This window comes from Acinetobacter sp. RIT698 (genome assembly GCF_009668065.1).
In the GTDB taxonomy this organism is placed as follows: domain Bacteria; phylum Pseudomonadota; class Gammaproteobacteria; order Pseudomonadales; family Moraxellaceae; genus Acinetobacter; species Acinetobacter guillouiae.
In genome coordinates this window covers 1-13,461 of record NZ_WJYH01000012.1, presented here as the reverse complement: position 1 = coordinate 13,461, position 13,461 = coordinate 1, and the positions used below count along the sequence as shown (strand labels likewise).

The window sequence follows — 13,461 nt, the reverse complement described above, 5'->3', positions numbered from 1 at the left end:
TTATTCTTCAAACTATATTTACATCTTCCAACATAATTTCTTATACACTTTAAGGTTAAAATGATGTTTCACTACCAGCCAACCTTAAACAATATAAAGATGAACATGACTAAACTGACTTGTTTCAAAGCCTATGATATTCGAGGCAAACTTGGCACAGAGCTAAATGAAGAAATCGCTTATAAAGTAGGCCGTGCTTATGGTCAAATCTATCAACCAAAAACTGTGGTCATTGGTTGTGATGTCCGTTTAACCAGCGAAGACTTAAAACAAGCAACGATTCGTGGTTTAAATGATGCTGGGGTAGATGTTCTTGATCTTGGCATGACGGGAACAGAAGAAGTTTACTTTGCTGCTTTTCATCTCGACGTTCAGGGTGGTATTGAAATCACAGCAAGCCATAATCCAATGGATTACAATGGCATGAAATTGGTTCGTGAAAATGCTCGACCAATCAGTGCAGATACAGGACTAAAAGATATCCAATCGTTGGCTGAATCTGAACAGTTCATTGAAGTTGAGAAAAAGGGTACAACTCAAAAATATAATATCCTCCCTGAATTTATTGAACACCTACTCACCTATATTGACCCGAGCAAAATCCGCCCGCTTAAACTGGTGATGAATGCGGGCAATGGTGCAGCTGGTCATGTTGTTGATGCAATCGAAGAAAAATTCAAGGCGCTCAATATCCCAGTAGAATTTATTAAAATCCATAATCATCCAGATGGTACTTTCCCAAATGGTATTCCTAATCCGATCTTAGTGGAAAATCGAGATAGCACCCGCAATGCAGTTTTAATACATCATGCGGATATGGGGATTGCGTGGGATGGTGACTTTGACCGTTGTTTCTTATTCGACGAAAAGGGTCAATTTATTGAAGGTTATTATATTGTTGGATTATTAGCCCAAGCCTTCTTGTTAAAACAAGCAGGTGAAAAAATCGTACATGATCCTCGCCTAGTCTGGAATACACTGGATATCATTGAGCAATATCAAGGGATTGCCGTTCAATCCAAATCTGGACATGCTTTTATTAAAGATGTGATGCGTGAACACAATGCAGCTTATGGCGGAGAGATGAGTGCACATCACTATTTCCGTGATTTTGCTTACTGTGACAGCGGAATGATCCCTTGGTTATTGGCGATTTTAGTGGTATCAGAAACTCAACAATCGTTATCCAGCCTGGTCGAAGGGATGATTGAGCGTTTCCCGTGTAGCGGTGAAATCAACTTTAAAGTTGAAGATACGCAAAAAACCATTCAAAAAATCTTCGATCATTTTGCCGATTTAAACCCTGCAATTGATCAAACAGATGGTGTTAGCCTTGATTTTGGTGCATGGCGTTTAAATGTTCGTGCATCCAATACGGAACCCTTATTACGCTTAAATATTGAAAGCCGTACAGATAAAAATCCAAAACCAATGCAAGACTATGTAGATGAGTTAACTCAGTTGATTCAGGGTTAGTTTTAAATGGCGATAAAAAATAGGCGCTTAATGCGCCTATTTTTACAGTTAAATTTATGCTTGATAGCCTGTTGGATTTTGCTTTTGCCAATTCCAACTATCTGCCAACATATCTTCCAAAGTATATTTTGGCGTCCAACCTAATTCTTTAATTGCACGTACATTATTTGCAAATGAGGTTGCTACATCTCCCGAACGACGCGGTGCAATTTCATATGCAACAGAAACCCCATTTACCTGTTCGAAAGTGTTCTTCACTTCAAGTACAGATGAACCATTTCCTGTACCAATGTTCCAAGCACGGCAACCTTGAGCAGCTAAACGGTTGTTTAAAGCACATAAATGCGCATTGGCTAAATCAACCACATGGATATAGTCACGTACCCCTGTACCATCTACAGTGTCGTAATCATCACCATAAATCGAAAGTTTATCACGACGCCCAACAGCAACTTGAGTGACATAAGGCATTAAATTATTTGGAATACCTTGTGGGTCTTCACCAATACGACCACTCTTATGCGCACCAACAGGATTAAAATAACGCAAGAGTGCAATCGACCAACGCTCATCCGCAATTGATAGCTTTTCCAACAATTGCTCAACAATTAACTTGGTATAACCATAGTTATTTGAAGGCATACCTGTTGGCATATTTTCATCTAAAGGTGAAATATTCGCTTCATCATATACAGTTGCAGACGAGCTAAAAACTAAATTAAAGACACCCGCTCTTTGCATCGCTTGTGCCAACTGTACTGATCCCGCAATATTATGATCAAAATAAGTCAGTGGAATTTGTTGGCTTTCTCCCACTGCTTTTAAACCTGCAAAATGAATCACAGCATCGATTTTATTGTTTGAAAAAACTTGATCTAAATCATTTTGATAGCGAATATCACCTTGAACAAATTTTAGTGTTTTCCCAGTTAACTCTTGGACACGTTTCAATGATTCTTCTGAGCTATTTGATAGATTGTCTAGGACAATAACCTCATGCCCAGCCTCAAGTAGCTCCACACAAGTATGCGATCCGATATAACCGGCACCACCTGTTACTAAAATATTTGCCATAAATTTTTCCAGTATATCTACTCTTTACCCAGCAAGATCTTAATTAAACCTTGTGTTGAAGCATCCAGTTGAGACACGTCTTTTTCTTTACCATTGAGGATAGGGAGTAATTGATTGGCAATTTCTTTGCCTTTTTCAACACCCCATTGATCAAATGGATTAATATTCCAAATAACCGATTGCACAAATACTTTATGTTCATACAATGCGATCAGCATCCCTAAACTATAAGGGCTTAGTTCTTGTAACAATAGCGTTGAGCTTGGTTGGTTACCTTCATATTGTTTATATACAGGTAAGTCTGATAATTCATTGGCATTTAATGCTGTGTTACCAAAAGCCAATAATCGCGACTGGGCCAAGCAATTGGATAAAGCCAAATGATGCTGCTCAATTAAGGATTCTGCACTTTCAGCATAAGTAAATTGATTCGAATTATAACGCTGCACCGGCGCAATAAAATCACAACTCACTGCATGAGTTCCTTGATGCAAAAGCTGATAAAAAGCATGTTGCGCATTTGGGCCCACTTCGCCCCAGACAATTGGGCAGGTGTTTAAATCAACTTTTTGATTATTTCTTTGAATCGACTTTCCATTCGATTCCATCTCAAGTTGCTGTAAATAAGAAGCAAAATATTTGAGACGTCCATCATAAGGCAATACTGCATGGGTCTGAATATTTAAAAAATTATTATTCCAGACTCCAAGTAAAGCCATCAATACAGGAATATTTTGTTCAAATGAAGCTTTTTGGAAATGCTGATCAATCGCATAAGCGCCTGCGAGCAATTGTTTAAACCCATCAACACCAATCTGCAATGCAATCGGTAAGCCAATACATGACCACAACGAGTAACGACCACCGACCCAATCCCAAAGTAAGAACTGGTTTTCTGGTGCGATTCCCCATTCTGTCATTTTCTCAGGTTTGGTTGAAACCCCAATAAAATGATGTTGGATCACACTGTTTTGCGTACCCAAATCTTTTTCTAACCACTGACGAACTGTTTGAGCATTAGATAAAGTATCAATGGTTCCAAAAGACTTGGACGAAATAATAAATAAGGTGGTTTCAGGGCGTAATTGATGTAGTAAATCAGAAAGCTGACTACCATCCATAGTGGAAACGAAATGTACTTTTAATGGTTTAGCAGTACTGACTTTATAGTCTGATAATGCATGACTAACCATCAATGGTCCCAAGTCAGAACCACCCACACCGATATTGACCACATCTTGAATCACTTCACCTGTAGAACCACGACATTGTCCTGCATGGACTTTATCGACAAGCTGATACATGCGATCTAATTGTTGATGTACCAATTCAGCCAGTTCAGGATAATCTTGATCATGTTTCGGTAAGCGCAGTGCCCAATGCATTGCTGCTCGGTCTTCCGTATAATTGATCGATTCTTCGGTAAATAAACGTTTGATCCATTGTGTTAATTGTTTTGAATCTGCAAATTTAAACAAGGCATCACATGCATTTTGGTCAATGCGATGTTTACTATAATCAAAACTCAGTTGATTAAAATGTACTGAGAACTTGTCAAAACGCTGTGGATCTTGTTCAAATAAATCAGTTAAACGCAATTGCTGTTGTTCTACAGAAAGATTTTGCAATCGTGCTAAATGCTGCTCTCTTTGGTCATTGTCTAATATAGAATTTGTCATACTCGCCCTACACCCTGATAAGCAAAACCTTGTGCTTTGACGAAATCTGGATCTAACATATTACGACCATCAAGAATCAAAGGATGGGCCATTTTCTGTAAAAGTTGTGAATAATCAGGACTCCAATATTGCTTCCAAGCCGTTAATAAACACAATGCATGTGTATTTTCTACGGCTTGGTATTGATCATGACATAAAATCAAATCAGCGCGTTCGCCATAGAAATTTGCTACCCGCTCTAAGGCCTGAGGATCATGCAACTGTACAATTGCGCCTTGTGCCCAAAGCGCTGCAAGCATGGCATGAATTGGTGAGTTCTCAATACTCGAGGTATTTTCTTTAAAAGAAGCACCCCAAATCGCCACAACTTTACCTGTTAACTGCCCTTGATAGTAATTCCACAGTTTTCTAAATAAAATTTCTTTCTGTTGTTCATTGATATTCCAAACCTGATCCAGCAATTGGCTTTTGATCCCTGAACCTGCCACTGTACCTGTTAAGGTTAAAATATCATGCGAGAAATTTTCCCCACCAAAACCCACACCTGCAGATAAATATGATGCGCCAATTCGACTATCAGATGCTAATCCCTGTTTAACATTATGAATATCAATATTTAATTTTTCAGCGACTTGCGCCATATCATTCATATAACTGATGCGTGTTGCCAACATACCTGAAATACTCAGCTTGGTAAATTCAGCATCTAAAAATGGCATAAACAAATATTGATGTTTTAACTGAAAAAAAGGTCTTAATAATTCTTTGATAATCTGCTGTGTCGCAGATTGATCTACTCCTACAATCACCTGCTTTAGGTCGATAAAACTTTGAATCGCATTACCTTCTTGAATGGTGTCTGGCAAATACGCCCAATAATCAGCCACTAAAATTTGTTTTAGTTCTTCAGTTCCTTGTAAACCGAATGTAGAACCATTGATCATCAGCCTCGGATGAATAATAGGAAAATGTTTTAATTGTTCAGCCAAGTGCTTGGCTTGATCAAATTCAGAAGGATTAAAACTAAATAAAAACACTTCACTTTGCAATTGAAGCTGTTTTAACCCGACCAATTGAATTGAATTATTCTTAATCTGTTTTTGAATGAGTTGATTTAAATCTTGATCTTGATAGTGTACTGAGGATTGATCATCAGCACCTACTTGGGGACACCAATAAACATGGTGCCCATATTCAGCAAACAAGCCAGCGAGTACGCCAGCTTGGAGTGTTGTGCCAAATACACAAATATTCATATCAGATCCAATTATTATAAATTCAATTCTTTGATAAGCTGTTTGAATTCTTCACCCAACTTAGGATGCTCCACAGCATAGTGTAATACTGCTTTTAAATAACCAATTTTACTACCACAGTCGAAGGTCTGACCTTTCATACGATACGCTTCGACATTTTCTAATTTTTGTAATGCAGCAATAGCATCCGTCAATTGGATTTCATTGCCAGAACCTTTAGGTGTCTGTTCTAATAATTGCATAATTTTAGCAGGAAGCACATAACGCCCGACTACAGATAAATTTGAAGGTGCACTACCGACTGCAGGCTTTTCGACAATCCCTTTCATCACCATACTTTCACCTTCAACAGGTGAAGATGCAACATCCACAATACCATATTGATCCACAAGATGATCAGGCACAGCCTCTACCATAATTTGTGATGCTTTAGATGTATTAAACCGATGAATCATTCGCGCTAAATCATTTTCTGTACTATTTTCTTTCACCAAAACATCTGGCAATAATACAGCGAAGTCATCATTTCCAATCACAGATTTCGCACATAAAACAGCATGCCCTAAACCCAATGGCTGAGGTTGACGTACACTCACCACACTGACATGTTTTGGTAAAATTTCAGTAATTTCTTTGAGTAGATCAATTTTCTTCTTATTTTCTAATGTGGTTTCCAGTTCAAAATTACGATCAAAATAATTTTCAATAGATGCTTTTGAAGAATGCGTCACTAAAATAATTTGCTCAATTCCGGCCGCTACAGCTTCTTTAACAACATACTCAATTGCAGGCCGATCTACAACAGTCACCATTTCTTTAGGGATTGACTTACTTGCAGGTAGAAAACGAGTACCTAACCCAGCAACTGGAAGAATGGCTTTTTTGATCATGATTTACTTTAACACTATTAATGATTGGTAGATTTGGTATCGGTAGGTTCAGAGCCTGAGAAACGACTTGCCCCAACAGCTTGATCTGGTGAATCTATACCTTCTTTTTTAAACATAACGACAACAGTTTTAAACATAATTTTAAAATCGAGAAGCGTTGATTGTTTTTCAACATATTGTACATCTAAATCAAACTTTTCTTCCCAAGAAAGATTATTACGGCCACTCACTTGGGCAAGACCCGTCATGCCAGGTTTAACATTATGGCGACGCAATTGATGTAGAGTATAGTGTTCAACGAATTCAGGAAGCTGTGGCCGTGGTCCAACGATGCTCATATCACCCTTTAGAACATTAATGAGCTGAGGCATTTCATCTAGACTAGTTGAACGCAATTTTTGTCCAAAAGGCGTAATCCTTTGATCATCGGGTAAGGGTTGCCCATCTTTATCAAATGCATCTTTCATAGAACGAAATTTAATCATTCTAAAATGTTTACAGTCTTTCCCTGGGCGCTCTTGATAAAAAAAGATAGGAGAACCTAGGTTTTTACGCACCTTATAAGCGACTAAAAGAAAAATAGGCGACAGTAATAAAAGTGCTATTGACGCAATAATGATATCAACAAGTCTTTTCATTACAATAAAACCTCAATTTCTTATTTAATATTAGAGACATCTTGTAGGACCTCTACTATTTTTTTCATTGCTACTGGCTCAGAATAATGATTCATCAAAACATTTCTAGGCGATAGTATATTATCTGTTGAAGTGCTTGCTATGATTTCTAGTATAGCGTTTGCTAAAAGTCTAGGGTTTTCAGGTGGCACAACCCAACCAATTTGATGTTCTCTGATCATACAAGCAACTTCAGAATACTCATCCATAATTGCTAATAAAGGCTTATCAGCCGCCATTGAAAAATACGCTTTGCTTGGCACCCCTAACCCCAACATTCCCTCTGCTAAAGTTACGATAGCAATATCTCCAGCATTTAATCCCTTTGATTTCGCATTTTGCTGTACAGGTCCAATATATTGTATATTTGGATCGTTTAATGTTTCTATTGCGTGATTAAGTTGTTCGACATATGCTCCATCCCCCATAAATAAAAATTTAGGTCTTTTAGAAGGTTCAATCAATTTAATCGCTTCAATAATATTACTAACACCTTGCACACGACCAATATTACCAAAAAATTGAAATATTGGTGACTCATTTTCCCAGTTTAATTTTTTCAATATCTCATTTGAGCTTTTTTCTTCTACTTCAATATCATTTTCATCAATCCAATTTTGGATCACAACACTATTATTCTGATTTGTTTTTGTATCGACTAAATTTTTCATATCTTGCCCAATCACAATCAACTTTTCAGGGGCTGCATAAAAAACATCAAAAACTTTTTTTAAAATCTTATAAAGGAAGTTTTCTTTTTTCAAAACTTTAGCAGCTACTAAATTTTCAGGAAATACATCATGAACAAGTAACACCCATTTAAAACCTATCATTTTTTTTGCAAAATAAATGACAATTAGTAAAAAAATAGGTGTCGTCCCTGTAAATACAAGATCTTGTTTCTTAACATTTTTTATTATTTTAATAAAAAAACGAAAAGAAATGAGCAATTCAAAAAACAATCTTTGAATCAGACTCTTCTTATTTAAACTTGAATCTTTAACAATGATGCTTTCAAGATCAATAACATCATTATTTTTATCTTCTTTGATGATCAAACTTAATTCAGAACCATATACCTTTTTCAAATGGATATACAACTTATGAAATAGATATCCTGTAGTATTTTGATTTGAATGATAATATTCCGTTATTAAGTATGTCTTTTTCATTATCCAATTGCCTTAATATTTTTTCCAAATTACACGATTAACATAGTCTGTATAACTTAAGATAATGCGCGCTATTTTTTCTGAAACATTTGGCATACTGTAATCTTCGACTAAACGGAGCGTTCTTTCGTCCCCTCTAGCTTGGTATTCTAAAATCTGCAACCCTTGCAAAATACGTTCAGAAGTTAAGCCAACCATCATGACCGCTGCCTCTTCCATACCTTCAGGTCTTTCATGAGCTTGACGTAAATTTAATGCTGGAAAATTAAGAATAGATGACTCTTCATTGATCGTACCACTATCAGAAAGTGCAGCCTTGGCAGAAAGTTGCAATTTATTGTAGTCACTAAAACCCAATGGCTTTAACAATTGTACCAACGGATGAAAAGATACCCCCATTTGTTCGATACGTTTACGTGTTCTAGGATGAGTGGAAACAATCACAGGATAGTTATATTTTTCCGCCACGGCATTTAACATTTCAACCAAATCTAAGAAATTTTGATCTGAGTTGATATTTTCTTCACGATGCGCACTCACAATAAAATATTCATGCTCTTTCAACTTTAATAGTTCTAGCACATTTGAAGCTTTGATCTTATCTTTATAATAAGTTAATACTTCAAACATTGGACTACCTGTTTTGATCACAAGATCAGCGGGCAAACCCTCTGCAAGCAAATAATCACGAGCAATCGTGCTATAAGTCAAATTAATATCAGCAGTATGATCTACAATACGTCTATTAATCTCTTCAGGCACTCGCATATCAAAACAACGGTTCCCCGCTTCCATATGAAATGTTGGAATTTTACGACGCTTTGCTGGAATAACGGCTGTACAACTATTGGTATCACCTAATACTAATAATGCATCAGGTTGAGTCTCCTCTAAGACCTTATCTACTGCAATAATAACATTACCGATTGTTTCTGCCCCAGTAGCCCCTGCTGCATTTAAAAAATGATCTGGCTTACGTATACCTAAGTCCGTAAAGAAAATTTCATTTAATTCATAATCATAATTTTGACCTGTATGTACAATAACGTGATCAAAATATTTGTCACAGACGGCCATCACACGAGATAAACGAATAATTTCTGGGCGAGTCCCCACGACTGTCATTAATTTTAATTTTTTCACAAAATAGCTCTTTAATTAGATAATGGCATTGCATATGTATCAGGTTTTGAACGGTCAAATATTTCATTTGCCCATAACATTACCACCATTTCATCATCACCAATATTGGTAATATCATGTGTCCAACCTGGTACTGTTTCGACGATTCTAGGCTCTTCACCAGAGGTTTCTAATTGATAAAATTCACCCGTAATCACATGCTTAAACTTAAATAAGGCCTGCCCTTTAATGACCAAAAATTTTTCCGTCTTGGTATGGTGATAATGCCCACCACGAGTAATGCCTGGATGAGCTGTAAAATATGAAAATTGCCCTGCGTCAGGAGTTTTCAACATTTCAACAAATACACCACGATCATCACCATATTTCGTTACTGTATAATCAAACTGCTTAGGACTAAAAAAACTTAAGTATGTTGAATACAAAGCACGAGTTAAACCTACACCTACTCGATCCGTAATCAAAGACTCTCTTGAACCTTTAAATCCATAAATTGTTTCAGCAAGTCGTCCTACTGTAATTTGATATTCAGGTTTAATTTCAAATGGCTCATTTGCTGGATATTTTTGATTTAAAATATTCCAAATCGTTTCAACGACATCATCAATATATACCAATCGAATCAATGCATTTGGATCATTGATTTGTATAGGTAAATCATTTGCAATGTTATAACAAAAAGTTGCAACTGCTGAGTTATAGTTCGGTTTAGACCATTTACCAAAAATATTGACCATTCTAGAAATGTAAATTGGATTCTCATTTTCTTGATTTAATTTGGTCAATGCTTGTTCGCCACCAAGTTTGCTTTGACCATAGACATTATCTCTTTCTGCCTGAATAGAAGAAGATAATATAATTGGTGTTTTTTTCTTATTTTCTCGTAGAATGTCACAAATTTTTTCAGTAAGTGAAACATTCCCTTCTATAAATTCACCATCGTTTTTAGGTCGATTTACACCAGCTAAATGTACAATCCATTCAGCATCTAAAACTAATTGCTCTAACTCTTGCTCAGTTGAATCGCGATAATATTTCAATATTTCAATATTTTCTTTTTCAGATAAATACTGAATCAAATTTTTCGCAACAAAACCATTTGCACCAGTAATCAAAACTTTCATTTTAAACCTCAGGTGATTTGTAAATACCGTTTGTTAAATCACGGATAAATTCAAGTTTAAGCAATAATTTTTTCATACCTTCAACATCTAAACGTGTTGTATTGTGTGAGTTATAATCTTCATACTCGACGACTTTGGTATTGCCGTCCTCAATATATTTTTCATAGTTTAGATCACGCTGATCTGCTGGGACTCTAAAGTAATCTCCAAGGTCTTCAGCACATGCTTTTTCTTCTCGACTCAGAAGTGCTTCGAAAGCTTTTTCACCATGACGAGTACCAATCACATTGATTTGGTGGTCTTCCTTATCAAGCATTTGTGTGATTGCACGTGCTAGTGTATCAATCGTTGCTGCTGGTGCTTTTTGTACGAAAATATCACCATTTTGACCATGATTAAAAGCATACAGCACAAGATCAACCGCATCTTCAAGTGTCATCATGAAGCGAGTCATATGTGGATCTGTAATCGTAATTGGTTTCTCTGCTCGTATCTGGTCGACAAATAATGGAATAACTGAACCTCGAGACGCCATCACATTGCCATAACGAGTACCACAAATGACGGTCCCTGTTCCCTCAAGATTACGTGATTTTGCAACCATTACTTTCTCCATCATTGCTTTGGAAATCCCCATAGCATTGATTGGATAAACAGCTTTATCTGTACTTAAGCACACCACACGAGAAACTTTATTTTGAATTGCGGCTTCGAGTAAATTTTCTGTACCTAAAACATTCGTTTTAACGGCTTCTAAAGGATAGAACTCACATGAAGGAACTTGCTTGAGTGCAGCCGCATGAAAAATATAATCCACACCACGTGTTACGTTGAGAACTGAATTAAAATCACGGACATCGCCAATGTAAAACTTAAGCTTAGATGATTGGTACTTTTTACGCATATCATCTTGTTTTTTTTCATCGCGACTAAAGATACGGATCTCTTTAAAATCACTGTCTAAAAAACGCTTTAGCACAGCATTGCCGAATGATCCTGTACCACCTGTAAGTAATAAAACTTTATTTTCAAACATATTTAGTCACTATTTTCCATTCAATTTTAAGATTAAATCTTTCTGTAAAGCCCATTTCTCATCCGCAGAAGGATAATTTTTCAAAAGAACATTTTTGCCATTTTCTACTAATGATCTTTGTAAAGATTCATTGGATAAAAGTTGAATAATTGCATCTGCAATACTTATTTCATCAAGAGGGTCAAAATATACTGCCGCATTTTCACATAATTCTCTCGCAAAGGGACGATCACTTACTAATAATGGCCTATTTGCTAGAAATGCTTCCGGGAATACTGCTGTAGAAGACTCCACAAGACTAGCACACATTATAGCGTTACTTTTCAAGTATAGTTCTGCAAACCTTGCATTTTCTACAAATCCCACTGTTTCAATAAGCCCTTCAACCCCATTCTCTTGAGCAAGACCAAATAATTTATTCCAACCTTCAGATTGCTCTGGAATAGTAAATACTAACTTTAAATGTTGAATATGCCCTTCACTAAAATGTACTTTTAATTTTTTTAAGGAAAAAATAATTCGTTCTAAATTCTTATGAGGATAATAACTTCCTGGGATAAGTATCTGAAAAACATCATTTGCAGGGAAAAGTTTAGTTTCATATTCAATAATATTTTTTTTGAAATTTGGGCTATACGAATTTCCAATGACAAAAATTTTACCATCAACATAATTTAAATATTTTGCTAACTTCTTTTTAACTAATTCAGTTTCAACAAGCAAATAGCTATTTGACCATTTAAAAATTTGTGCTTTTATTGAATTCAAAAGCTTTTCAAAAAAACCTACTTTTAATTCTTTCTGATATAACATTTTTCCCAATGCAAAACCTTGTAATGTCTTTGCCTTAGGTTTCCAATATGCTGGTCCAAAAACCACAAATACAAAATCAGGGTTATGTTTCTTCTCAATTAATGACAACCGGCCACCTTGTTTAAACTTCGAATATATAGGAACTATATCTTCAACATAATAATGCTTAAACTTAGATTTCGTATTTTCAGATAATTGTCGATCTATTTCAGGATTTGTTACACAAATAACATCAAAGTCATTATCATTAGCAATATTCTCTATTACGGATAAAGCAACTTGTACCCCTCCACCAATAGATGTTATAGATGCATCCAACAAAATAACCATTAATTAATACCTTAAAATGTTACTCAATTTTACTATATCAAATTTTTTACACACATTCTCTATATATATTATTACAACAGCCTTAAAACCATGTTATCTAATCCTTGTTAAATCCAGGATAAACAACAAAAATAAAACTATTACAAAACTACCTGAATTAAAAACATAACCATTATGTGCAATCATAAAAAAATAATGCAACAAATAAAATAAAAATGCAAAAAAGAAGCTATTTTTATAATCCTTTATTAATCCCAATAAAAATGCACATAAAAAGAAAACAAAACCGACCAAGACCGACTTTCCATCTGCATAAATAGGCATTAATGCTGTATAAACATTAAATGTAGGATTAATCAACTTCAAATTATCATAAGTAAATTGACAATTAAAAAGTGGTATAGAGTGGAGACACTCAGAAGTGTAACTTGGTGCAATTCTTGAGAAGTTCTCAAATCCATAAAACAAATAATTAAATAATTCAACAAAACTAACTGTATACAAGCCTGAGCGTAAAGCATTAATTCCAAAAAATATAAGTAAAAAAATTACAAATATTTTCAACAAAAGTGAAACTTTTATTTTTATATAAAAAATATAATAACTAAAGAATATCAAAAGGTAATTAATCAACACCCCTTTCCAACCAGTTAAAAAAGTAAGAAAAAACAACAAAAAAATAGAATATTTTATTATTTTATCAAACTTCACATTTAGAATAAAATACACATACCCACTAAAAAACAGACCAACCATCGATGAAAATGTAAATAAGTTCCAAAAAAAACCTT

At 35.3% G+C, this 13,461-nt stretch carries 12 protein-coding genes; 1 reads left to right on the top strand and 11 read right to left on the bottom strand.

What is annotated here, in order from left to right:
* Positions 1-105 precede the first annotated feature (105 nt).
* A complete protein-coding gene (locus GJV03_RS07320) occupies positions 106-1,476 on the top strand; it encodes a phosphomannomutase CpsG (RefSeq protein ID WP_154129773.1) in 1,371 nt (456 codons plus the stop codon).
* 54 nt (positions 1,477-1,530) lie between these two features.
* On the opposite strand, the gene galE is transcribed toward GJV03_RS07320, so the two are convergent.
* From galE to GJV03_RS21445, 11 genes are all read right to left on the bottom strand, one after another.
* A complete protein-coding gene (galE, locus tag GJV03_RS07315; RefSeq protein WP_154129772.1) occupies positions 1,531-2,550 on the bottom strand; it encodes a UDP-glucose 4-epimerase GalE in 1,020 nt (339 codons plus the stop codon).
* A gap of 17 nt (positions 2,551-2,567) precedes the next feature.
* The gene (pgi, locus tag GJV03_RS07310) at positions 2,568-4,229 is read right to left on the bottom strand and encodes a glucose-6-phosphate isomerase (RefSeq protein ID WP_154129771.1); all 1,662 of its coding nucleotides are present in this window, start codon (positions 4,227-4,229) and stop codon (positions 2,568-2,570) included.
* Positions 4,226-5,485, bottom strand: a complete 1,260-nt coding sequence (locus tag GJV03_RS07305) for a nucleotide sugar dehydrogenase (RefSeq protein WP_154129770.1) — start codon at positions 5,483-5,485, stop codon at positions 4,226-4,228. Before GJV03_RS07305 ends, pgi begins: the two co-directional genes overlap by 4 nt.
* A 14-nt stretch (positions 5,486-5,499) precedes the next feature.
* The gene (galU, locus tag GJV03_RS07300) at positions 5,500-6,375 is read right to left on the bottom strand and encodes a UTP--glucose-1-phosphate uridylyltransferase GalU (RefSeq protein WP_154129769.1); all 876 of its coding nucleotides are present in this window, start codon (positions 6,373-6,375) and stop codon (positions 5,500-5,502) included.
* A 17-nt stretch (positions 6,376-6,392) separates the two neighbouring features.
* Positions 6,393-7,013: a sugar transferase gene (locus tag GJV03_RS07295; RefSeq protein ID WP_154129768.1), complete on the bottom strand. Its 621-nt coding sequence runs from the start codon at positions 7,011-7,013 to the stop codon at positions 6,393-6,395.
* A 20-nt stretch (positions 7,014-7,033) separates the two neighbouring features.
* On the bottom strand, positions 7,034-8,224 hold the full coding sequence (locus GJV03_RS07290) for a glycosyltransferase family 4 protein (protein WP_154129767.1): 1,191 nt from the start codon (positions 8,222-8,224) through the stop codon (positions 7,034-7,036).
* 12 nt (positions 8,225-8,236) lie between these two features.
* Positions 8,237-9,367, bottom strand: coding sequence for a UDP-N-acetylglucosamine 2-epimerase (non-hydrolyzing) (gene wecB / locus GJV03_RS07285; protein ID WP_354666842.1), 1,131 nt, complete (start codon positions 9,365-9,367; stop codon positions 8,237-8,239).
* A gap of 11 nt (positions 9,368-9,378) precedes the next feature.
* Positions 9,379-10,491, bottom strand: coding sequence for an NAD-dependent epimerase/dehydratase family protein (locus GJV03_RS07280; RefSeq protein ID WP_154129766.1), 1,113 nt, complete (start codon positions 10,489-10,491; stop codon positions 9,379-9,381).
* A 1-nt stretch (position 10,492) separates the two neighbouring features.
* A complete protein-coding gene (locus tag GJV03_RS07275) occupies positions 10,493-11,527 on the bottom strand; it encodes a polysaccharide biosynthesis protein (RefSeq protein ID WP_154129765.1) in 1,035 nt (344 codons plus the stop codon).
* A gap of 9 nt (positions 11,528-11,536) precedes the next feature.
* Positions 11,537-12,670, bottom strand: a complete 1,134-nt coding sequence (locus GJV03_RS07270) for a glycosyltransferase (RefSeq protein ID WP_154129764.1) — start codon at positions 12,668-12,670, stop codon at positions 11,537-11,539.
* 93 nt (positions 12,671-12,763) lie between these two features.
* Positions 12,764-13,461 (bottom strand): hypothetical protein (locus GJV03_RS21445; protein ID WP_252720684.1); only part of this gene is annotated, 698 nt, incomplete at its 5' end.

Bases quoted from the DNA above. Each gene is read 5' to 3' on its own strand.
- GJV03_RS07320 (WP_154129773.1), top strand. From the start codon at position 106: ATGACTAAACTGACTTGTTTCAAAGCCTATGATATTCGAGGCAAACTT.
- galE (WP_154129772.1), bottom strand. From the start codon at position 2,550: ATGGCAAATATTTTAGTAACAGGTGGTGCCGGTTATATCGGATCGCAT.
- pgi (WP_154129771.1), bottom strand. From the start codon at position 4,229: ATGACAAATTCTATATTAGACAATGACCAAAGAGAGCAGCATTTAGCA.
- GJV03_RS07305 (WP_154129770.1), bottom strand. From the start codon at position 5,485: ATGAATATTTGTGTATTTGGCACAACACTCCAAGCTGGCGTACTCGCT.
- galU (WP_154129769.1), bottom strand. From the start codon at position 6,375: ATGATCAAAAAAGCCATTCTTCCAGTTGCTGGGTTAGGTACTCGTTTT.
- GJV03_RS07295 (WP_154129768.1), bottom strand. From the start codon at position 7,013: ATGAAAAGACTTGTTGATATCATTATTGCGTCAATAGCACTTTTATTA.
- GJV03_RS07290 (WP_154129767.1), bottom strand. From the start codon at position 8,224: ATGAAAAAGACATACTTAATAACGGAATATTATCATTCAAATCAAAAT.
- GJV03_RS07280 (WP_154129766.1), bottom strand. From the start codon at position 10,491: ATGAAAGTTTTGATTACTGGTGCAAATGGTTTTGTTGCGAAAAATTTG.
- GJV03_RS07275 (WP_154129765.1), bottom strand. From the start codon at position 11,527: ATGTTTGAAAATAAAGTTTTATTACTTACAGGTGGTACAGGATCATTC.
- GJV03_RS07270 (WP_154129764.1), bottom strand. From the start codon at position 12,670: ATGGTTATTTTGTTGGATGCATCTATAACATCTATTGGTGGAGGGGTA.